Annotated in this window: 17 protein-coding genes; 6 read left to right on the forward strand and 11 right to left on the reverse strand. The window is 70.6% G+C overall.

The window, feature by feature from the left end; genetic code table 11:
* Nucleotides 1-75: 75 nt before the first annotated feature.
* From HCK04_RS14070 to HCK04_RS14110, 9 genes are read right to left on the reverse strand one after another with little or no spacing between them, the layout of a single operon-like run.
* Nucleotides 76-1,269 (reverse strand): CoA transferase, encoded by a 1,194-nt coding sequence (locus HCK04_RS14070; RefSeq protein ID WP_205830220.1) that lies wholly within the window; start codon nt 1,267-1,269, stop codon nt 76-78.
* Nucleotides 1,269-2,525 (reverse strand): methylaspartate ammonia-lyase, encoded by a 1,257-nt coding sequence (locus HCK04_RS14075; protein ID WP_142647697.1) that lies wholly within the window; start codon nt 2,523-2,525, stop codon nt 1,269-1,271. The genes HCK04_RS14070 and HCK04_RS14075 overlap by 1 nt, the downstream gene beginning before the upstream one ends.
* Complete coding sequence (locus tag HCK04_RS14080) at nt 2,522-3,346, reverse strand: M55 family metallopeptidase (protein WP_142621451.1); 825 nt, start codon at nt 3,344-3,346, stop codon at nt 2,522-2,524. Before HCK04_RS14080 ends, HCK04_RS14075 begins: the two co-directional genes overlap by 4 nt.
* Nucleotides 3,343-4,293: a N(4)-(beta-N-acetylglucosaminyl)-L-asparaginase gene (locus tag HCK04_RS14085; protein WP_142647699.1), complete on the reverse strand. Its 951-nt coding sequence runs from the start codon at nt 4,291-4,293 to the stop codon at nt 3,343-3,345. Before HCK04_RS14085 ends, HCK04_RS14080 begins: the two co-directional genes overlap by 4 nt.
* Entirely contained in the window at nt 4,290-5,327 is a 1,038-nt protein-coding gene (locus tag HCK04_RS14090) for an oligopeptide/dipeptide ABC transporter ATP-binding protein (protein ID WP_167530543.1), read from the reverse strand. The genes HCK04_RS14085 and HCK04_RS14090 overlap by 4 nt, the downstream gene beginning before the upstream one ends.
* A complete protein-coding gene (locus HCK04_RS14095; RefSeq protein ID WP_168065927.1) occupies nt 5,324-6,340 on the reverse strand; it encodes an ABC transporter ATP-binding protein in 1,017 nt (338 codons plus the stop codon). Before HCK04_RS14095 ends, HCK04_RS14090 begins: the two co-directional genes overlap by 4 nt.
* On the reverse strand, nt 6,337-7,200 hold the full coding sequence (locus tag HCK04_RS14100) for an ABC transporter permease (protein WP_142647703.1): 864 nt from the start codon (nt 7,198-7,200) through the stop codon (nt 6,337-6,339). Before HCK04_RS14100 ends, HCK04_RS14095 begins: the two co-directional genes overlap by 4 nt.
* Nucleotides 7,197-8,138, reverse strand: coding sequence for an ABC transporter permease (locus HCK04_RS14105; protein ID WP_142621458.1), 942 nt, complete (start codon nt 8,136-8,138; stop codon nt 7,197-7,199). Before HCK04_RS14105 ends, HCK04_RS14100 begins: the two co-directional genes overlap by 4 nt.
* 41 nt (nt 8,139-8,179) lie before the next feature.
* Nucleotides 8,180-9,742, reverse strand: coding sequence for an ABC transporter substrate-binding protein (locus HCK04_RS14110; protein WP_167530548.1), 1,563 nt, complete (start codon nt 9,740-9,742; stop codon nt 8,180-8,182).
* A gap of 367 nt (nt 9,743-10,109) precedes the next feature.
* Between HCK04_RS14110 and HCK04_RS14115 the strand changes: the two genes are divergently transcribed.
* The 6 genes from HCK04_RS14115 (at nt 10,110) to HCK04_RS14140 (ending at nt 18,993) form a co-directional block, all read left to right on the forward strand.
* Nucleotides 10,110-12,254, forward strand: coding sequence for an amidase family protein (locus HCK04_RS14115; protein ID WP_142647705.1), 2,145 nt, complete (start codon nt 10,110-10,112; stop codon nt 12,252-12,254).
* Between the two features lie 27 nt (nt 12,255-12,281).
* Complete coding sequence (locus tag HCK04_RS14120) at nt 12,282-13,352, forward strand: alcohol dehydrogenase catalytic domain-containing protein (protein WP_205830221.1); 1,071 nt, start codon at nt 12,282-12,284, stop codon at nt 13,350-13,352.
* Nucleotides 13,353-13,541: 189 nt separating this feature from the next.
* Complete coding sequence (locus HCK04_RS14125; protein ID WP_142647707.1) at nt 13,542-14,456, forward strand: copper resistance protein CopC; 915 nt, start codon at nt 13,542-13,544, stop codon at nt 14,454-14,456.
* A gap of 31 nt (nt 14,457-14,487) precedes the next feature.
* Nucleotides 14,488-14,961 (forward strand): hypothetical protein, encoded by a 474-nt coding sequence (locus HCK04_RS14130; RefSeq protein ID WP_142647709.1) that lies wholly within the window; start codon nt 14,488-14,490, stop codon nt 14,959-14,961.
* A 9-nt stretch (nt 14,962-14,970) separates the two neighbouring features.
* On the forward strand, nt 14,971-16,287 hold the full coding sequence (locus tag HCK04_RS14135) for a hypothetical protein (RefSeq protein WP_142647711.1): 1,317 nt from the start codon (nt 14,971-14,973) through the stop codon (nt 16,285-16,287).
* Nucleotides 16,288-16,773: 486 nt separating this feature from the next.
* Nucleotides 16,774-18,993, forward strand: coding sequence for a CBM35 domain-containing protein (locus HCK04_RS14140; RefSeq protein WP_205830222.1), 2,220 nt, complete (start codon nt 16,774-16,776; stop codon nt 18,991-18,993).
* 153 nt (nt 18,994-19,146) lie between these two features.
* Here the strand turns inward: HCK04_RS14140 and HCK04_RS14145 are convergent, their stop codons facing one another.
* The gene (locus HCK04_RS14145) at nt 19,147-20,385 is read right to left on the reverse strand and encodes an iron-containing alcohol dehydrogenase (protein ID WP_142647714.1); all 1,239 of its coding nucleotides are present in this window, start codon (nt 20,383-20,385) and stop codon (nt 19,147-19,149) included.
* A gap of 117 nt (nt 20,386-20,502) precedes the next feature.
* Complete coding sequence (locus HCK04_RS14150; RefSeq protein WP_142647716.1) at nt 20,503-21,984, reverse strand: NAD-dependent succinate-semialdehyde dehydrogenase; 1,482 nt, start codon at nt 21,982-21,984, stop codon at nt 20,503-20,505.
* Nucleotides 21,985-21,996 lie beyond the last annotated feature (12 nt).

Below are 21,996 nucleotides of genomic sequence, written 5' to 3' on the forward strand. Positions count from 1 at the left end.
TGGAGGTCCGTGTGCCCGAAGGCGTTCCGGGGGCGGGTCACGGACCTCGCGGCGGCGTGGCCATCCTGGGCGGTCCTAGCCCCTGCTGCCGGCGGCGGCGCGCAGCCGCTCGATGCGTTCCGCGTCGTATCCGAGCACCTCGCCCAGGACGTACGCGGCGTCCTCGTCGCGCCGGGGAGCGCGCATGTGGGTGCGTTTCCCCGCACCCACCCGCAGCGGGCTCGCGACCTGCCGCACGGTGCCGAAATAGGGGTGCTCGGTCTCGACGACCATGCCCCTGGCGACGGTGTGCGGATCCTTCAGGGCCTGCGCCACGGTGTTCACCGGCCCGCACGGCACCCCGGCCGCCCGCAGCAGGCCCAGCCAGTGCTCGCTCGTGCCGGTGGCGAACACCGCCTCCAGCTCGGCGACCAGCGCCTCGGCGTTCTCCCGCCGGGCGGCGAAGTCCCGATATCGGGGGTCGTCCGGCCACTCCGGGTGCCCGAGGGCCTCGGCGAGCCGGCGGAAGAACTTCTCCTTCGGGCAGGCGACCACCAGCCAGCCGTCTCCCGTCGGGAAGGCCTGGAAGGGCACGAGCGACGGGTGGGCGGAGTGGTGGGTGCGCCGGGGCTCGAAGTCGCCGTTGAGCCGCCAGGCGGCCGGATAGGTCAGCATCGAGATCGCCGTGTCGAACAGGCTGACGTCGCAGTCGGCGCCGACGCCGTCGCGCCGCGCGGCGTGCAGCGCGGCCAGGATGGACGCCGCCGCGACCAGCCCGCCCGAGTAGTCCACGAGCGACAGCCCCGACTTGGTGGGCGGTCCGTCGGGCTCGCCGGTGAGGTCCATCCAGCCGGCCATGCCCTGCAGCACGTAGTCGTACCCGGGCTCGGTGCTGCGCGGCCCGGTCATGCCGAACCCGCTGAGCGAGCTGCACACGATCGCCGGGTTGAGATGCTTGAGGTCGTCGTACCGGATCCGCAGCTTGGCCGGGACGTCCCCCCGCAGGTTCGAGTGCACCACGTCGCTGACCCTGACCAGGTCCTCGAACACGGCGCGGCCCTCCGGCGTGGAGATGTCGAGGCTGAGGCTGCGCTTGTTGCGGTTGAACGTCTCGAAGAACAGGCTGTCCTCGCCGTGCTGCTCGGGAACGACGTATCTCCCGATGTCACCGCCGGTCGACGGGTCCTCGATCTTGATGACCTCGGCTCCCAGGTCCGCCAGGTGCACGCTCCCGAACGGTCCCGCGCCGTACTGCTCGATGGCGATGATCCTGACATCCTCCAGCGGCATCACGGCAGGACCGGCTTTCCGCGTGCCGCGGCGATCGCCGCCACCCGTGCCATCTCGTTTCCCACGATCATCAGTCCCTCGTCCACTCCCATGCCGGGCTTGGCCAGCACCTGTCCCGCGCCGCAGGCCATGGCGACGTTGGCGCTCACCTGCGCCGAGCGGTCCGTCTCGTTGCACGTGCCGCCGCAGTACGCGACGAGCCCGCGGTCGCGCACCAGCAGCAGCGCCTCGATCGTGTTGCCGATGCCGCCGAGGTCCGGTGTCTTGACGTGGATCACGTCGGCCGCGCCCCGGCCGACGAACATCTCGATGTCCTCCAGGGTGTTGCACCACTCGTCCACGGAGATCTTCACCCGTGCGTCCATCCGCCGCAGGGCGGACCGCAGCCGGACGTACGTCTCGATCTGCGCCTCCCGGTTCCCGGCGTCGATGGGGTGCTCGACCACCAGCTCGTACGGGACCGCGATCTCCCCGAGACGGGCGAGATAGGCGGCGACCGCGTCGACGTCGCCGTCGAAGGCGAGGCCCACGGTGCCGTAGGTGTCGATGTGCAGCCTGGGCGTGTACGCGCTGTCCGGGCGCAGCTCCCCGATCCTCTTCACCAGCCACCGCAGGTAGTCCTCGAGGATCTCGCCGCCCCGGCCCAGCTTGGTGTCGACGTTGTTGATCAGGCCGTGCGGAAGGACGTCCACCCGTTTGAGGATCATCTTCTCCGCGTTGGCGTACCGGTCGTCGCCGGTCTGCGCGAACATCGGCACCGGTCGCAGATCGACGCCGGTGGCGTACTCGTCCCGGACGACCTCGGCCATGGTGAGCCGCCGGCTCTGCGCGACGGCGTCGAGCACCGCCTGCGTCACGCCGTAGCGGATGGCCGTGTGCAGCGGGCCTGAGGCCGTACGGCACGCGTCCACCCGCCCGGCCAGCTCGCGGAACGAGCCGAGCTCCGCGCCGGTCAGCATCGGGACGAGGTGCTCCTCGACGTCCCGGCGGGCCGCCTCGGCGCTGAACAGCGGGTCGCGGCCACCGGCGCCGCTGTACTGCACCGCCGCGCAGTCGCCGTAGGCGACCGAGCCGTCTTCGAGGAACAGCATCACCGACAGCGCCTCGCCCGCCTGCCGTACGGCGGAGAACCCGGGCGTCACCGGGTCGCCCGCGTAGGTGAAGCCGTCGTGCTCCGCACCTGCCCTGATCGCCGCCTGGTCGTCGGCGAAGAAGCCGGCCCGCACCGGCCGCGCGAGCACCTTGACGATCTTCATTCGACCAGCCCCCGGCACAGCAGCACGACGGTGATGAACGTCTGGTAGATCCACAGCGGGTCGTCTCCGACGATGACCGCCGACAGGTCCCCGGTCCGCTCGACTCCGGCGATCCTGGCGGCCAGCTCGCAGTAGTCGCTGCTGCGGAAGGAGATGCCGAGCGTGACCGGCAGCTCGAAGGACGGCGGCGCCGCGCCCGCCAGGTGCTCGACGGCCTCGTGCGCCCGCTCGCGGATCAGGTCCCGCGCGGCCTCCGGGTGCAACGCCTCGGCGGAGAAGCGGGACACCGACCGCTTGACGACCGCGGCCTTGATCCCCGGGCAGAACCGCTCGGTCTCCTCGGCGGTCGTCGCGTCACCGGTGACCAGCACGATCGGCACCTGGTGCGCGGCCGCCACGAGCGCGTTGATGCCCGCCTCACCGGCGACGACGCCGTTGATCTTCACCTCGGCGAACGCCGACGGGAAGTAGGTGTGCGACAGGACCGAGCCCCTGCTGCCCATCGATCCGTGATAGGAGACCAGGAAGATCGCGTCGAAGGTGGAGTCGAGCCCCTGCATCATGTACATCGGCTTGTAGCGGCCGGACAGATAGCCGGCGCGTCCGGCGAGCGCGTCCGGTTTCAGGTTCGCCATCTTCGAGTGCGCGTCGTTCACCAGGAACTCCGTGGCGCCCGCCCGCATCGCGCCCTCGATGGCGGCGTTGATCTCCCCCGTCAGCAGCTCGGTGTAGTACGGATACTGCGAACCGCCGATGACGCACTGGTCCCAGTCGACCACGCCGGCGGTCCCCTCCATGTCGGAGGAGATGAAGATTTTCACGACAGCACGCTCCTCGGGTGGGACTCCGGTCCGGTCGAGCTCTCGGTCATCACCACGTAGTACGAGCCGGCCTGTCCCGCCGCCGCGCCGTGCCGGCCGTCCGGCGTGAGGGCGAGACAGCGCAGCTCGGCACGGAACTCGTCGGGCAGGGTGGCCGCGTCGGCGAGCATCGCCAGGCACGCCTCCGAGGGGTCGAGCCCGCGCGCGATGTCCGCGACGATGCCGCGGGCGCCGAGGACCCGCATGCTCAGCTCTCCCCGGCCGGTGCACGCGGCCCCTCCGTACCGCGCGTCGGCGTAGTTTCCCGCGCCGGGAACGGCGGAGTCCCCGATACGCCCCGGGTATTTCCAGGGGTAGCCGCTGGTGGACACGCCCACGACGAGCTCGCCCGAGGCGTCGAGGGCGATGATGTTGATGGTCCCCCAGGGCCCGTCGTGCGGGGCGAAGCGGTTGACGAGTTCGAGCGCGGTCCGGCGGTACAGCTCGTCACCGGCCTGCGCCGCGGTCCGCTCGCCTTCGACGGACTCGTCCGAGGGCTGGAGCGCCGACACGAACAGCTTCTTGGACTCCTCGGTCAGCAGCTCCGCGCGGGCGAATCCGTTCTCCTCGGCGAACAGCTCGGCGCCCTCGCCGACGAGGAGGCTGTGCTGCGGCAGCCGCTCCAGGACGGCCCGGGCGATGGAGACGGGGTTGGGAAACCCCTTCACCGCGCCGACGGCGCCGAAGGCCCTGGTCGAGCCGACCATCACCGACGCGTCGAGCTCCACCACGCCCCGGGCGTTCGGCAGCCCGCCGGTCCCGACGTAGTGGTCGTCCAGGTTGTCCTCGCACCTGCGCAGACCGGCCTCGACCGCGTCCAGCGCCGAGCCGCCGCGGGCGAGTATCTCCATGGCGGCGGGCAGACCTGCCTCGCTCCGCTCGCTGCCGATGACGATCGGACCGCTCACGCGATCACTCCTTCGGGGTGGTGGGACAGGTGCACGCAGGCGGCGTGCCTGGCCGGGTCACGGGGATCGGCGAGCAGCGGCGGCTCGTCGGCGCACGCGGCGACGACGGACGGGCACCGGTCCGCGAAGCGGCAGGGGCGGGTGCCGTCGCGCTCGGCCGACCGCGCGACCTCCTCCCGCATGGGACCGAGGTCGCCGGTCTTGTCCTCCTCCGCCTCCACCGGGCCGTGCGCGCCGACCAGGCGGGGCACCGAGCCGATGAGCAGCCGGGTGTACGGATGCGCCGGGTCGTCGAACAGGGTGTCGGTGACCCCGGTTTCGACGATGCGGCCCCGGTACATCACGGCGGTGCGTTCGCAGATCTGCCGTACGACAGCCATGTTGTGCGAGACGAAGATGACCGACAGGTGGAGCGTCTCCTTGAGGTCGGCCAGCAAATTGATGATGGTGGCCTGGACCGACACGTCGAGGGCGGAGACCGGTTCGTCCGCCACCAGCACGGACGGCTCCAGCGCCAGCGCCCGCGCGATGCCGACGCGCTGCCGCTGCCCGCCCGAGAACTGACGCGGGCGCTGGCCCAGAGCGCTTTCCGGCAGGCCGACCAGGTGCATCAGCTCGCGGTTGCGCTCGTCCACCTTGTTGCGCGGGACCAGCTTGTGATACCTGAGCAGCTCCGAGAGCATCTGCCCGACCGTCATCCGCGGGTTCAGCGAGCTGTAGGGGTCCTGGAAGACCATCTGGATCGCGCGCTGCTGCGCCCGGGTGCGTCTCTCCGGAAGGACCTCGCCCTGGTAGCTGATCGTGCCCGCCGTGGGGCGGTAGAGGCCGACGATGGTGCGCGCGAGGGTCGACTTGCCGCAGCCCGACTCGCCGACGAGGCCCAGCGTCTCCCCCTTGCGCAGCACCAGGTCCACGCCGTCGACGGCGCGGTTCACCACCGGCTTCTTCCGGAAGAGCCGGTCGGTCACCGACACGGGAGGAGTGAAGTGCCGGGCCAGGCCCTCGATCGAGAGAATCTCGTCAGCCTCCGTCACCGCGTGCTCCCCGCTTCCTGCTCCGCCATCGCATTCCACCGCTCCGCCGTGTCCACGCGCCGGCAGGCGCTCGTTCTCCCCGGTCCGGCGGGCACCGGCTCCGGCTCGCCCTCCCGGCAGGCGTCCTCGGCGAACGGGCATCGGGGGGCGAAGGAGCAGCCGGTCAGAGGCTGAGTAAGGTCCGGCGGCCGGCCGTGGATGGTCAGCAGCCGGGCCACCCGCCGGTCCGGGTCGGGCACCGACCGCAGCAGGGAGAAGGTGTACGGATGCCGGGGCTCGGTCACCAGGTCGACCAGGTCGCCCGACTCGACCACCTTGCCCGCGTACATGACGTACAGCCGCGAGCAGGTCTGGCTGACCACGGCCAGGTCGTGGCTGACCAGCAGCAGGCTGACGTTCTCCTCCTGCTTGAGCTGCCGCAGGACGCCGAGCACCTGGGCCTGGATCGTCACGTCCAGGGCCGTGGTCGGCTCGTCGGCGAGGATGAGCCGGGGCTTGGTCGACAGCGCGATCGCGATGCAGACACGCTGGCGCATCCCGCCGGACAGCTGGTGCGGATACAGCTCGTAGCGACGCTCGGGATCGGCTATCCCGACCTCTCTCATGAGGTCGACGGCGATCGCCCTGGCCTCGCCGCGCGACTTGCCGAGCCTGCGCAGGGGCGCCTCGGCGATCTGGTCGCCCACGCGCATGACCGGGTTCAGCGCCGTCAGCGAGTCCTGGAAGATCATGCTCATCGTGTCGGACAGCCGGCTCCGCAGTTGCTTGGCAGGCAGCCCGGTGACGTCCTCGCCGTCGATGAGGATGGTTCCCGAGACGATCCGCGCCGGGCGGGGCAGCAGCCCGAGCAGCGCGCGCAGGGTGAGGCTCTTGCCCGAGCCCGACTCGCCGACCAGCCCCACCGACTCGGCCGCGCCCACCGTGAGGGACACGCCGCGGACCGCGTGCAGCCGCGCGTGCGGCATGGGGATGTCGACGTGCAGGTCGTGCACTTCGAGCAGCGGAGGGGTCATTGGTTCGCCTTCTCCACGATGCCGTCCGCGATCAGCGCCAGTGCGAGTCCCGTGACGACGACGGCCAGGCCCGGGATCGTGGACATGTACCACTTGGTCAAGAGGAACTGCTGACCTTCCTGGATCATGGTTCCCCAGTCGGGGGTCGGCGGCGGCACGCCGAGGCCGAGGAAGCCGAGGGTCACGATCGCCAGCAGGGTGAGCACGATGTCGCTCATCGAGAAGATGATCGCCTGCAGGACGACGTTCGGCAGCAGGTGCCGGAGCAGAATCCGCCATGTCGGCAGGCCGCTGGCCCGCGCCGCCATGGCGTACTCCTGCTCCTTGGCGACGAGGACCTGACCGCGGACGATGCGGCAGTACGCCACCCATCCGACCAGGGTCACCGCGACGTAGATGCTGGTCGTCCCCGGCCCCATCGCGAACACCAGCGCGATGACCAGGACCAGGAACGGGAACGCGATCACCATGTCCACGATCCGGCCGATGACGGCGTCCACCCATCCGCCGAACCATCCCGCGATCAGCCCGATCAGGCTGCCGATGATCAGCGGCGAGATGACCGCCACCACGCCGACCCGCAGGTCGACCCGGGCTCCGTAGAGCAGCCGGGCCAGCACGTCGCGCCCGAGCGCGTCGGTGCCGAGCAGGTGGCCCGGCGCGCCGGGGTCGAGGAATGCGGCCTGGAGGTTCTGCTTGATCGGGTCCTGGCTCGTCAGCAGGGGCGCGCAGAGCGCGAGGGCGACGATCAGGCCGAACAGGATCAGCCCGGCGACGAGCGGCGCGTTCCACCACCCACGCCGCCGGCGGCGGCCGGAACCCGCCGGCGCGGCGGGGGCCGCGGAAGTGATCGCGCTCATGCGAGCTGAACCCGGGGATCGAGGGCGGAGTGGGCCACGTCGGTCAACAGGTTCACGACCACGACCATGATCGCGAAGACCAGAGTGATTCCCTGCACGGTGGGGAAGTCCCTTCCGAAGATGGAATTGATCATCTGCTGCCCGATGCCGGGGAGCGAGAAGACCCGTTCGACCACCAGCGTCGATCCCGTGAGATAGGCGATGTTGACGCCCAGGACGGTGACGGACGAGACGGCGGCGTTGCGCAGGGCGTGTCCGAGCACCACCCTCGCGGTGCTGATCCCCTTGCTGTGCGCCGTCACGATGTAGTCGCTGCTCAGCACCTCGATCATGCTGGCGCGCAGGCTGCGGATCACGATCGGCGCGAGCGTCAGGGCGACCGTGATGCCGGGCAGCACGATGCCGCGCACGTGTTCGGCCAGGCTCTGGCCGTATCCCCCGACCGGGAACCAGCCCAGCTTCAGCCCGAAGACCACGATGAGCGCGATGCCCAGCAGGAACGCCGGCAGCCCCAGGCCCACGACCGGCACCGCCCGGATGATGTTGTCGGCGATCCCGTTGCGCCGCGCCGCGGCCAGGACGGCCAGCGGCACGGCGATCAGCAGCGTGAAGAAGGTGCCCGAGACCAGCAGCCAGATCGTCACCGGCAGGCTGGTCGCGATCAGCCCCAGGACCGAGCTGTTGTACACGTAGGAGAATCCGAGGTTGCCCTGCAGCAGGTGGCCCAGGAACGTCAGATACTGGCTCAGCAGTGGCTTCTCGAGCCCCATCTGGTCGCGCAGTTCCTTGACCGCCTGCGGCGTGGCGTGCACCCCGAGCAGGGTCGCCGCCGGGTCTCCCGGGATCAGCCGGATCAGGAAGAAGACGATGAACGAGATCCCGAGCAGCACCGGGATCAGCGACACCACCCGTTTCAGGATGTAGACGACATATCTCATCGTTGCTCTCGCTCCAGGTTCTCAGTCCGCATCGGCCCGGCTCAGAGCGAGACGTCTTCCATGTGGTACGACCCGGTCGGCAGCACCTTGAAGCCCTGCACGCTGCTCGCCGTCGCGTACGGGAAGGGCGTGTAGAACAGGAACGCGAGGAACGCGGATTCGGCGGCCTTCTGCTGGAGCTCGCTGTACAGGGCCTGGCGCTTGGTCTTGTCGAACTCCTTCTGCGCCTTGTGGACCAGATCGATGAGCTCCGGGTCGTCGAAGCCGGTGTCGAAGGAGTGCCCGCCGGACGTGGGATCGAGTGCGAACTGCGCCAGCTCGTCGGGGTCGGCCAGGTCCATCGTCCAGTAGGAGTGCGCGATCTCGTAGTCCAGCTTGCCGGTCATGTCGTGCTGCGCGCTCGGGTCCACGTTCTGGATGTTCATCGTGATGCCCAGCTCCTTCAGCGACTCCTGCAGGACCTGCGCGATCGCCGCGTCCACCGCGTCGCCCGACATGGCGAGCCACGTCGTGGTGAAGCCGTTCGGCACGCTCGACTGGGCCATCTCCTCCTTGGCCTTGTTCATGTCGTACTGGATGCCGGGGCAGTTCTTGTCGTAGAACGGCGTGGACGGCATCAGGAACGAGTTCGCCGGGGTGCCGTTGCCGAACAGGATGGTCTTGATCAGCGCCTCCCGGTCGATGGCATACGAGATGGCGCGGCGCACATGAACGTCGTCGTACGGCTTCTTGTGCTGGTTCATCATGATGTAGTCCGTCCGGGTGGACGGGAACAGGTCGACCTTCACGTTGGGCGTGTTCTTGAGCTGGTCGAGGCTGGAGAACGGCGGGCTCTCGTTGATGTGCGCCTGCCCGCCCTGCAGCTGGATCGCGCGGGCGTTGCTGTCCGCGACCACCTTCCAGGTGACCGAGTCGAGGTACGGCTTGCCCGCCTGCCAGTAGGAGGGGTTCTTCTTCAGCGTGAGGGCACTGCCCTTCTGCCAGGTGCCCCACACGAACGGGCCGGTCCCGATCGGGCTGGCGTAGAACTCGTCCTTGCTCTTGCCCGCGTAGTCCTTGGGGATGATCCCGTTGTTCGGGCAGCTCAGGTCGGCGAGCAGCGGCGCCCACGGATACTTGGTGGTCACCACGACGGTGTAGTCGTCCGGCGTGGTCACCTCCTTGATCGCGGAGTTGATGAACTCCCAGCCGCCCTTGGTCTTGCTCGACTCGTCGATGGAGAACTTCACGTCCGCCGAGGTCATCGGCTGGCCGTTGTGGAACTTGACGTCCTTCCTGAGCTTCAGGGTGCACGACTTGTTGTCGGGCGACATCTCGTAGCTCTCCGCGAGCCAGGGCCTCACCCCCTGGCCGTCGTCCGTCATGGCCACCAGCGGCTCGTAGATCTGCGCGTAGGTCCAGATCGAGGCGTTGCTGAACACCATCGTCTTGTCCATGTTGACCGCGTCGTGGTCGCGGACGATGACCAGGTCGCCGCCCTTCTTGGCCGCGCCGGACGCGGCGCCGGACGAGGCGCCGGTGGAGGTGTCCGACGACGATCCGCAGGCTGCCAGCAACGGCGCGGACGCGAACGCCCCGAGGCCGAGCGCGCCGAGGTAGAGCATCCGGCGCCGGCTGATATCAGGTCCCCTGAGGCCGGCGAATATCTGCGAGGCCGATGGGATCGATGCGTCAGTGCTGTGGTCAGACATGCCTATCCTTCACGAGATGTCGCGGCGCTGCGCGGGGGTCGCTGTCGACCGAGAAGAGGCCTCAGCAACGGCCTTGGAGGATCCGATGGAGGATCAGATCGGTCTGCGACGAAGTATTGGAGCATGACGACGTTTCGTAAAGGTTACGGCGTCGATCAACTGTCATACGTAAGGTCGCCGTCCCGACTTCACCAGCAGATGAAGACTAGAGCATTCAAATCGGTTCAGGTAGTGTCCAACGGCAAAGCCCCCCAATCACTCCCAAACCAGGCGGCTTCTCATGCAACTGACGATCATCGGCGCGGGCGCGATCGGCGGCACGATCGGTGCGCACATGGTCCGCGCCGGCCACGACGTGCTCCTGTGCGACGCCGATCCCGCGCACGTCGAGGCGATCAATCGCGACGGCCTGACCATCGAGGGGCCCGTCGAGAACTTCACGGTGAAGGCGCGGGCGGTCACCCCCGATGGCCTGCCGGAACGCCTGCACCACGTCGCGATCGCGGTCAAAAGCCATCACACCGACCAGGCCGCGCAGCTCGTGCGCGATCGGCTCGATCCCGGCGGATGGCTGGTCAGCTTCCAGAACGGCCTGACCGCCGACCGGCTCTCCGCCGTCGTCGGCGCCCACCGGCTCATCGTGAGCTTCGTGAACTTCGGCGCGGACGTCCTCGGCCCGGGCCGGATCATGCAGGGCAACATCGGCACCTTCCGGGTCGGCGAGCCGGCCGGCGGCGAGATCACCCCGCGGGTCCGCGAGCTCGTCGAGGCCCTGCCGTACGCCGAGGCCACCGGCAACATCATGGGCTTCCTCTGGGGCAAGGAGGCCTACGGCGCGATGCTCTACGCGGGCGCCGTCTCCGACCTGTCCATCGCCGACTCCCTGGAGGCGCCCGAGTGGCGGCCCCTCATGCTCGGCATCGCCAGGGAGGTGCTCGCGCAGGCGCCGGTGAAGCCCGAGGGATTCGACGGCTTCGACCCCGACGACCTCGAAGGCTCGCTCGACCGGCTCGTCACGTTCAACCGCAACAGCGCGAAATCCCACAGCGGCATCTACCGCGACCTGATGGTCCGCAAGCGCAAGACCGAGGTCGACGACCTGCTGCACGACCTCTCCGGGCCGCTGACGACCTTCACCGGCGAGCTGATCAAGGCGATCGAGCGGGGCGAGCGCACCTGCGAGGTCGCGAACCTCCGCCTGCTCGCGGCGTACGAACGGGCCGAACGGCTCGGCCGGCCGCTCGACGCCGTGGTCACCCTGTTCCCCGCGCCTTCGCGCGCGCCCGAGGGGCCCCTGCACGGCGTGCCCGTCGCCGTCAAGGACATGATCGACATCGCCGGGCACCCGCGCGGCAACGGCAATCCCCACTCGATGCGCGCCGAGCCCGCCGCCGCCGACGCCCCCGTCGTCCAGGCGCTGCGCGCCGCAGGCGCGGACGTCTTCGCGGCGACCTCGCTGCTGGAGTACGCGGCCGGCGCGGTCCACCCGGAGGTGCCGGAGGCCATGAACCCCTACAACCCCGGGCGTACGGCAGGCGGGTCCAGCGGAGGATCGGCCGCCCTCGCCGGCGCCGGCGTGTGCCCGGTGGCACTGGGCACCGACACGGGCGGCTCCATCCGGATCCCGGCCCACTACTGCGCCGCAGTCGGATTCAAGCCCAGCTACGGCGCGCTGCCGGTCGACGGCGTCGAGCCGCTCGCCCCCACGCTCGACCACGTGGGGCTGCTCGCCGGCGACGTCGCGACCACGACCACGGTCTTCTCGGCTCTCACCGGCGACCGCCCCCTGACCCGGCCCGGTGCCGGCATCCGGGTCGGCGTGCTCCCCGGCCTGCTGGAGCGCGCCGAGGTCGAGCCCGACGTGGCCGCCGCGGTCGGGGCGGCGCTCGGCACCCTCCGCGACGCCGGCTACTCCGTCGTCGAGGTGGACGGCTCGGTCTTCGAGGAGCTCGACGCGACGTTCGCGCACATCCTGCTGTACGAGGCGTGGCAGGTGCACGGGGCGCGGGCGAGCGCGGATCCCGGCCACTACGGGCCGGAGACCCTGCGGCTGCTGCGCGCCGGCTCCGAGGTGAGCCAGGCCGACTACCGCAAGGCCCTCGCCGTACGGGAGCGGCTGCTGCCCGCCGCGACCGAGGTCTACGCGGCCGCCGACGTCCTGCTGACGCCCGCCGCGCCCTTCGTCGCGCCCGTCACGACACCTCCCGTGGACACGCCGGAAGGCGCCGCGGAGGGTCTGTTCACCGGCATCCACAACCTCACCGGAGCCCCGGCGCTGGTGCTGCCCTGCGGCTGGAGCGCCGACGGCCTCCCGATCGGGCTCCAGCTGTCGTCCGCGCCGGGCACCGACATGGAACTGCTGGCCGTGGCCGCCCACGTCGAGTCGACGCTCGCCGTGGACGTCCGCAGGCCCGCCTTCAACTGATCGAACGACACCACGAAGGAAATCCCCTTGCGCGCCGCCCTCTACATGTCCGCTGGCCACGTCGTCGTCGAGGACGTGCCCGACCCCGCGTTGTCCGAGCCGACCGATGCCGTCGTGCGTGTCCTGCGCGCCGCCGTCTGCGGCTCCGACCTGTGGTCCTACCGGGGCGTCATCACCCGTGCCGAGCGGTCCCGGCTGGGCCACGAGTTCATCGGCGTCGTGGAGGAGGTCGGCGGCGAGGTCCGCACCGTCCGCCCCGGCGACCTGGTCGTCGCGCCCTTCACCTGGTCCGACAACACCTGCCCCACCTGCCTGGACGGGATCCAGTCCTCGTGCGAGAGGGGCGGCACCTTCGCCTCGGCGGGCGCCGACGGCGGCCAGGGCCAGGCGGTGCGGGTGCCGTGGGCCGACGGAACGCTGGTGAAGGTGCCCGGCGGCCTGGCCGGTGTGGACGAGTCCGTGTATCCCGCGCTGCTGGCCGCCTCCGACGTGATGGCCACCGGCCTGCACGGAGCCGTCATGGCGGGTGTCACCGAAGGGTCCACGGTGGCCGTCATCGGCGACGGAGCCGTCGGGCTGTGCGCGGTGCTGGGGGCGAAGGCCGTCCTCGGAGCCGAGCGGATCATCCTGATGAGCCGCCACCCGGACCGCGCGGCCGTCGGCAAGGCCTTCGGAGCGACCGACGTCATCGCCGAGCGGGGTGATGAAGGCATCGCGGCCGTACGCGAGCGGACCGGCGGCCTCGGAGTGCGGCACGTGGTCGAGGCCGTCGGCACGCCGGAGTCATGGGCCATGGCGGTCGGCATGGCCCGGGACGGCGGTGCCATCGGCGCGGTGGGCGTGCCGCACACCACGCCGGCGCTGCCACTGTTCCAGCCGCTCGTCCACAATCTGAGCCTGAACCTCGGGATCGCCCCCGTGCGCCACTACCTGCCCGACCTGGTCTCACGCATCACGGCCGGGACCCTCGACCCCGGCCCGGTGTTCGACACCGTCCTGTCTTTGGAGAACGTGGCGCGGGGCTACGCCGCGATGGCCGCCCGGGAGGCGATCAAGATCATGCTCATCCCGGGCGACCCCGCGCCGGCGCTCTCATAACCGGCCTCCCGGCCGTAGCCGGCCGAGCGTGCGGCACGCGGCGGCCCACCCTCTCGACTTCTGCTTGCAGCCGCATCAAGTTCTGTTCATTCCTGGCGAAAGTCGTTAATCTCATGGCCATCGGTCCTACGGGTCCGAGCCGGATCTTCCCCGCCCAGGGGCCACACCTCGTGGAGAGCAGAAGTGACGATGGCGCGCTGGTTGGGCCGGTTGCTTCTGCTGATCGTCGCGGGCGTGCTGACGATGACCGCCCTGGCGGCGCCCGCTTCTGCCCACGGCCAGCTCGCGATGTCGACACCGGCCAAGGACGGCACGGTGCGCGAGCCGCTGGAGTCGCTCTCCCTCTACTTCACCGAGGCGCCCGCCCCGAACGCGTATTTCGCGGTCACCTCTCCCAGCGGCGCCCGGGTCGACCGGCCCTGGACGCACGGCCGGCCCAAACGCCTCGACAAGCCGGTCCAGGAGTACAACCTCGTCGACGGGTTCTGGGAACCGACCGTGTACAACACCGGATTCCCGGCCGAGGTCCCCGTCGCCTACTGGCCGGAGCGGGGCGAGTACGTCGTCCGGTATCTGTCGATCGCCTCCGACGGAGAGCCGGTGCGGGGTGAGCTGCGGTTCACCTACAAGGGCAAGACCTCGCAGCCGCCCAAGGGCTGGCAGGCCCCCGACAACGAGCCCGACCCCAGCCTGCTCGACTCGGACGGGCACGGGAGCGGCACCCAGGCCCCGGCGCCGTCGACAAACGGCAGCCCGGCGGCGTCCCAGACCGGCGGCAGCCCGGCGGCGATGGGCCCGGCGGCACCCCAGGCCGGCGGCAGCCCGGCCGCCGTTTCCGGAACCGGCGGCAGCCCGGCCGCGGTGCCCGCGACGGGCAGCGCTGCCGCGCGGGTGGCGCAGCCGGCCGACTCCGTGTTGTCGGTATGGCTGGTGCCCGCGGTCCTCGTCGCCGGAGCGGGCGCCCTGGTGGTGCAGGCGGCGCGGAGGCCCGCGCTCGCCACCCCGGCGCCAGGGCGGCCTTCCGGCCGCCCGCAGGCCAGGAAACCCGCACGCGCCCCGGCGTCACGTACTCCACAGCGCTCCAAGTCCACCAAGCGACGCTGACTCGTCCCACCCCCCTCAGGAGAAACCCCCCATGACGATCGCCCCTGCGCGCCTGCGCCCGCTGCTCGCCGTGCTCCCGCTCGGCGTGGCCCTGCTGATGGCCACCTCGGCCTGTGCCGGGTCGGATGCCGCCGCCCCCGCCCAGTCGGCCGCTTCGGTATCCGCCGAGTCCGCTGCCGCGGCTGCCGAGTCGGCTCCCGCCGCCCCCAGCGAGCCGGCCGCGGCCGCCCCCGCCGACCCGGCCGTGAAGGAGATCACCGTCACCATCGCCGGTCGGAAGGTCACCCCGCCGCCGGGCCGCATCGAGGTGGCCGAGGGCCAGACGGTGCGGATCACCGTCACCGGCGACGCCGCCGACGAGGCGCACCTGCACGGGTACGACAAGGAGGCCGAGCTGAAGCCCGGCGTTCCCGCGAGCATCGAGTTCGTCGCCGACCAGACCGGCCTGTTCGAGATGGAAACCCACGAGTCGGGGCTGCAGCTGTTCCAGCTCGTCGTGCGTTAGGCCGCCGGGATGCTGCTGGCTCACGGCGTCGGCGGCCGACAGGACCTGCCGATCCCGTTCTCGGCCGTGCTGACCGGTGCGGCCCTCGCGTTGCTCGTGTCGTTCGTGGCACTCGGCGCGCTGTGGAAACAACCGCGCCTGGACGCCGCCCTCACCGCCGCCCGCTCGGTGCCCGCCGCCCTGCAGACGGTCGTGACCGCGCCGGCCTGGCGGTGGATCTGGCGGGTCGCCGGGCTCGTCGCCGCGGCGTACTTCTGCATCGGGCTGGTCTTCGGTCCCGATCGGGCCGACAATCCCACGGCCGGGGCGTTCTACGTCCTGTTCTGGGTCGGCCTGGTGCCGCTGTCGCTGCTGTTCGGCCCGGTGTGGCGCGGCCTGAACCCGCTGCGGACGCTGCATCTGCTGGCCTGCAAGGGGCTCGGACGCGACCCCGAGCTCGGCCTGCGGCCGCTGCCGGCGGGCGTCGGATACTGGCCCGCCTGCGCCGGGCTGTTCGCCTTCGTCTGGCTCGAACTGGTCGCCCCCGAGCGGGCCACCCTGCCGGTCATCGGCGCCTGGCTCGCGGCCTACGCCGTGCTCATGCTCGCCGGGGCGGTGGTCTTCGGCTCCCGGTGGTTCGGCCACGCCGATCCGTTCGAGGTCTACAGCGACCTCGTGGGCAGGCTCGCCCCGGCGGCCAGACGCGGCGACGGCGTCGTGGTCTGGCGCAACTCCCTCGACGGCATGGCCGGGCTGCGACCGGCACCGGGACTGACGACGCTGGTGGTCGTGCTCCTGGGCTCCACCATGTACGACAGCCTGTCCAACGCCCCGGTGTGGGTGCGCTTCATGCAGGAGAGCGCGGTGCCCGCCCCGGTCACGGGCACCGCGGGCCTGCTCGCCGTCATCGCTGCGGTGCTCGCGGCGTACCGTGCCGCGACCGCGCTCGCCGGCCGATGGGGCGCGGCCCGGCCCGGCACGACGGCGGGACAGATCGCCCACTCGATCGTGCCGATCGCCGTCGGATACGTGGTGGCCCACTACTACACCTTGTTTCTCCTGGAAGGGCAGCGGACCATCGCCCTGCTGTCCGACCCGCTGGACACCGGCGCGAACTGGCTCGGCACCGCCGGGTGGACCATCCAGGCGCTCGGCACCACCCCGGCCGGAGTCGCCACCCTCCAGGTGACGGTCATCGTCATCGGCCACGTGCTGGGCACCGTCCTGGCTCATGACCGCGCACTGGCCCTGTTCCCCCGCCGGACCGCCGTGCTCGGGCAGATTCCCCTGCTCGTGCTGATGGTCGTCTACACCGTCGTGGGGCTGCTTCTCCTGTTCGCCGCCTGAGGCGCGAGGGGGGAAGCCCGTAACGAGCCACGAGCCGGAGATTCCTCATGTCCGGCTCCGGCCGCGCCATCTCTGGCAGGGCCGGCAGCGCAGCACGCCGGAGCGGCCATGGCTCCGAAGTCGAAACGATTCGACACGTGTCGAAGCCAACGTCGGTTCGCACGCGTCAACGAGAAGGGACTCCGGGACCTGCGTGCCGCGGGGTCGCATGACGGCCGAATGGCGCGGGCGTGTCACGGACGTTTCCGGCTCTTGACCCTCCCGTCACACGCGCTTATGGTCTTGTCGAATCGATTCGCCGAATCGATTCGACCCGGCCGTATCCCGACGGGAAAGGCGCATGGTCACACCCTTGTCTCGGCGGGCACGCAGGATCGTGCCGCACGCCGTTCTCGCCTCCACACTCGCGCCGACCACGATCCCGTGGCCGCGATGCGGGTCGGCCCGTCCGCGAAAGAAGGAAGAATGTCAGCTCATCCGAAACGCTTGGTCGCACTCAGACATCCCGGCGGCACGGCGGCGGCGCCCGGCCAGGGCCGCGGCCTGAAGGGCAGAAAGGGACTCTCGGTCCTCGGGACACTGGCCGCCACCGCCGCCCTCCTGGTCAGCGTCCAGCAGCCCGCCGCGGCGGACCCGAACGCCGGCTCCGCCGGCGTGAAACAGCTGAGCGTCGACCTGTCCGCGAAGACGAAGCCGTCCACAGGGGTGGGTCTCGGCATTCTCTACGGCATCACGCAGGACGGGTTACAACCGGCCGACGAATACCTCGAACCGCTGACACTCAATGCCTTCCGCAGCGGCGGCTGGTACGCGGGCGGCTGGATCAAGGACAAGTACACCTTCGGACCGGGCACCCAGGCCAACATCGACGCGGTCATCGCCGAGGCGAAGCGTTTGCAGCGCCCACCCCGGCACAAGTTCGAATACCAGGTCCTGCTCAGTGACGTGTTCGGTTCGACCGGCGGAGCTCCGGCGAACACGCTGTGGCCGTGCACCGACGGCGACTGCGGCAACTGGATCGAGTTCATCGACGCGACCGTGACCAGGCTCCAGGCTTCCGGCCAGAAGTTCACCTACGAGATCTGGAACGAGCCCGACCTCAGCATCTTCTGGAGGCCGGGCGTCAACACGGAGCAGTACTTCCAGATGTGGGACAGCGCCTACCGCGAGATCCGGCGCATCGCCCCGGCCGCGACGATCGCCGGCCCGTCCTTCGCCTACACCCCTGAGCGACGCCCCGACGAATGGCAGGCCTTCCTGGCCCACGCAAAGGCCGCCAACACCGTCCCGGACGAGATCACCAACCACGACGAGGGGACCGTCGACGACCCGGTCACCGTCGGCAGGTCCCTGTCGGACGCGCTCGACGCCAACGGGATCGCCCAACGGCCCCTGTCGGCCAACGAGTACCAGCCCGCGGATCGGCAGACCGCCGGAGACACCGCCTGGTACAACGCCCGGCTGGCGCAGTCGAACTACGCCAACGCCATGCGCGGAAACTGGAGCTGCTGCGTCATTCCGAACCTGACCGGGCTGCTCACCAAGCTCCCGAGCGGATGGGCGCCCAACGGTAACTGGTGGGTGATGCGCACGTACGCCGACATGACGGGAACACTGGTCTCCACCTCCGAACAGGTCGGATCGACCGCGATCTCCGCGTCGGCGGACCCGGCGAAGAAGCGCGCGGTGGCGCTGCTCGGTGACATCCAGGGCGCATACACCGGGCCGATGGCCGTGACGTTCACGGGGCTGTCCTCGACGCCGTGGCTGGTCCACGGCGGTCTCGCGCACGCCACCGTCTACAGGATCCCGGACCAGGCCCCCCTGTACACGCGCCAGGTCGTCTTCAGCCAGGACGTCAAGGTCGAGAACGGCGCCATCACGGTGCCGTTCGACTTCGCGTCGCAGCACGACGCCTACGCCGTCTATCTGTCCTGGACCGAACCGCAGGAGATCTCTCTCGGCGCCCCGGCCGCCGTACGGCCCGGGAGCACCTACACGGTCCCGGTGACGTTCACCAACGGCGGCGGGCAGATGGATCGCGACGTCCGGACGAGTCTCGCCGCCTACACCCCGGACGGCAAGCCGGCCCCGGGGATCACCATCACCTGCGCCGACGGTCCCGCGCCGGCGTGCCCGGGCGTGCCCAAGCTGGACGCCGGTCAGAGCACCGTCGTGCGGTACACGATGAGAACCTCTGCCGATCTCCCCAAGGACAACTACCGGTTCACGGCGGTCGCCACGGCGAAGTCCGAAGGGCAGGACATCTCCGTGAAGAACTCGGCCGACGCGTTGTTGCAATGTGAGGTGGGGGACGTCTGCGAGGCCGAGGACGGAACTCTGGCCGGCGGAGCATGCCTGGCCACGGACCATCCCGGGTACACGGGATCGGGCTTCGTCGCGTGCTTCACCTCACGGGGGCCGAGCGTGACCCAGCGGATCGTCGCCCCTGACGCGGGCACATACTCGCTGGACCTCCGCTATGCGGCCGGCCCCGACGGTCCGGCCGGCACCCGGAGCGCATCGGTGTCGGTCAACGGCGGAGCTCCCCGGCAAATCCTGCTTCCGCTCACCGGGAGCTGGAACACCTGGGCCGACGCGACCATTCCGGTGCAGCTCGCGGCGGGCGTGAACACGATCAGCGTCAGCTACGGTTCCGGTGACGCCGGGTGGTTCAACCTCGACCACCTGGTAGCCGGCAAGTAGCACATCGCATACTCGGGCGGCCCCATCCCGCAACCGGCTACGCCGGTGGCGGATGGGGCCGCTGCCTGCCGCGCCGGAACGGACGGCCCCGTCAAGGCGTGGCCGGCGATTCCGATACCCACGGTGGTGCGGGGAGCTCGCCTGAAAGGCTCGTCACTGTCTTCCCTCCGGAGTCAGCACCTGCCGGGTCCGCTCCCCGCTCCAGGCCGCTTCGAGGATCGCGGTCAGGCTGGCGGTGTCGGCCGGGCCCGGATGGTTCTGGATCAGGCGGGTGACGCCGCCGGCCATCTCGGCGAAGCGCGGGAGGTCGGCGCGTGCCACGCCGATGTCCGCCAAGGTGGGAGGGATGCCGATGTCGGCGAGGAGCCCGTCGAGCCAGGTGAGGAACATGTCCGCGGCCTCGGCGTCCGAGGCGCCGGTCACGTCGAGCCCGCACACTCCGGCGAGGACGGCCAGCCGGTCGGCGATGGCGTCCTTGGCCGCGTCCAGCGCGTACGGCAGCAGCAGCCCGACGCCCAGGCCGTGCGGCGTGTGGGTGGCCGCGCCTATGGGGTACTGGAGTGCGTGCGGAGCCGCGGTGCCCGCGTGGGCGAACGCGAGCCCCGCCAGCATGGACCCATAGGACATGTCCGCGCGGGCGTCCTTGTCGCCTCCGTCCTTGACGACGCGCGGCAGGCTGCGGGCGATCCGCTTCGCGGCCAGAAGCGCGTAGTGATCGGTGACCGCGTTGCGGCCGAGGAAGACCTGCTCCACCGGGTCGCGCGGCCCGTGGGGCCGGGGTCGCGCGGTGTAGCTCTCCACCGCGTGACAGAACGCGTCGATGCCGGAGTGGGCGCTGACGGTCGCGGGGCAACTGTAGGTGAGCTCGGGGTCGACGATGGCGAAGTCGGGCACGATGTGGACGCTGGAGACCCCCACCTTCAGCTCGCGGTCCGGGTCGGTCAGCACCGAGACGGGGGTGAGCTCGGAGCCGGTGCCGGACGTCGTCGGCACCGCGACGAGAGGGATCGTCGGACCCGGCACCTTCGACTCGCCGTAGTAGTCGCGCGGCGACCCGCCGTGACGCCGGATGACGCCGACGATCTTGGCGAGGTCGATCACCGTGCCACCCCCGATGGCGAGGATCACGTCGGCGTCCACCTCCGCGGCGGCCGAGACGGCCAGGGCGACGTCGGAGAGCGGCACGTCCGGAGTCGCGTCGGCGAACACCCCGGTGACCGCTGCCTTCTCCCGCACGGCGGCCACGATCCCGGCCACACCCGGCTGCTCCAGCAGAACCCGGTCGGTCACGATGAGGACGCGCGAGCCGCACTCGGCCACCACCCGTGGGATGTTCTCCGCGACCCCTTCGCCCACGATCAGCTGGCGTGGTCCGCGGACGGTCTCAAGCATGTAAAGGCCTCTCTGGAACGTCGGCGGTGATGTGCTGGGCGGACGTCCGGGTCTCCTGCGAGACCGGGACGGCGTCGCCGAGGGCGGTGGGAGTCAAGGTCGCGACCAGCGCCTCGGTCATGAGCCCGAGGGCGTGGCGTTCGGCAGGTCGATCGCCGCGTAGGTGACGTCGAGGTACTCGAGGATGCCCTCGTGCGACCCCTCCTTGCCGATCCCGGACTGCTTCACGCCGCCGAACGGAGCCGACGGGTCCGAGATCAGGCCGCGGTTGATGCCGATCATCCCCGTCTCCAGCCCCTCGGCGAACCTGAGCGCCCGCTGGAGGTCGCGGGTGAAGACGTATCCGACGAGGCCGTGCTCGGTGTCGTTGGCCTTCGCCATCACCTCGTCGTCGGACGTGAACGAGATGATCGGCGCCACCGGGCCGAAGATCTCCTCCCCCAGCATCCGCGCGTCCTCGGGCACGTCGGCGAGGACGGTGGGCGGGTAGAAGTGGCCAGGCCCGTCCGGACGCTCGCCGCCCACCAGGACACGGGCGCCGCGCTCGACCGCGTCGGCGACGAGCTCGTCGATCTTGGCGACCGAGGCCTCGTCGATCAGCGGCCCGACGTCCACGCCGTCGTCGAGACCATGGCCCACCGATAGCGCGCCCATCCGCTTGGCGAAGCGCGCGGTGAACTCCTCGCGCACCGGCTCCTCGACATAGATGCGGTTGGCCGCGATGCAGGACTCCCCGATGTTGCGCATCTTGGCCACCATGGCGCCGTCGACCGCGACGTCCAGGTCGGCGTCGGCGCACACGATCAGGGCCGCGTTGCCACCCAATTCCATGGAGGTGCGCAGCACGTTGTCCGCCGCCTGCCGCAGCAGCACGCGCCCGACCTCGGTCGATCCGGTGAACGAGAGCTTGCGGGTGCGGCGGTCGGCCAGCAGCGCCGAGACCACCGTGCCGGCACGCTTGGTCGTCACGACGTTGACGACACCCGGGGGAACGCCGACCTCCTCCATGATGCGGGCCAGCAGCAGCATGGTGAGAGGCGTCTGGGCGGCCGGCTTGGTGATCGTCGTGCAGCCCGCCGCGAGCGCAGGAGCGATCTTGCGGGCGCCCATGGCCAGCGGGAAGTTCCAGGGCGTCACGAAGACGCACGGCCCGACCGGCTTCGGCACGGTGAGGATGCGATATCCACCACCGGGGGCGGTGTTGTAGCGCCCCTCGATGCGCACCGCCTCCTCCGCGAACCAGCGGAAGAACTCGGCGCCGTAGGCCACCTCCGCCCGGGCCTCGGCGAGCGGCTTGCCCATCTCGAGGGTGATCAGGCGGGCGACCTCCTCGGACCGCTCGGTCAGCGCCCGGTATGTCGCGGTCAGCAGCTCCGACCGTTTCCGCGGCGGGGTCGCCGCCCACTCCGCCAGCGCCTTGGTCGCCGCGTCAAGCGCGGCGAGCCCGTCGTCGACGCCGGCGTCCGCCACCTCGGCGATGGTCGTGCCGGTGGCCGGGTCCTCGACGGCGAAGGTGGCTCCGCCGGCGGCGTCGCGCCAGGCGTCGCCGATCCGGAGCCGCCGGTGCTCGGGGGCCAGGACGTTGATGGGGTCACTCACTGCGTACGCCTC

The sequence above is a fragment of the Microbispora sp. CL1-1 genome, from assembly GCF_012034195.1.
In the GTDB taxonomy this organism is placed as follows: domain Bacteria; phylum Actinomycetota; class Actinomycetes; order Streptosporangiales; family Streptosporangiaceae; genus Microbispora.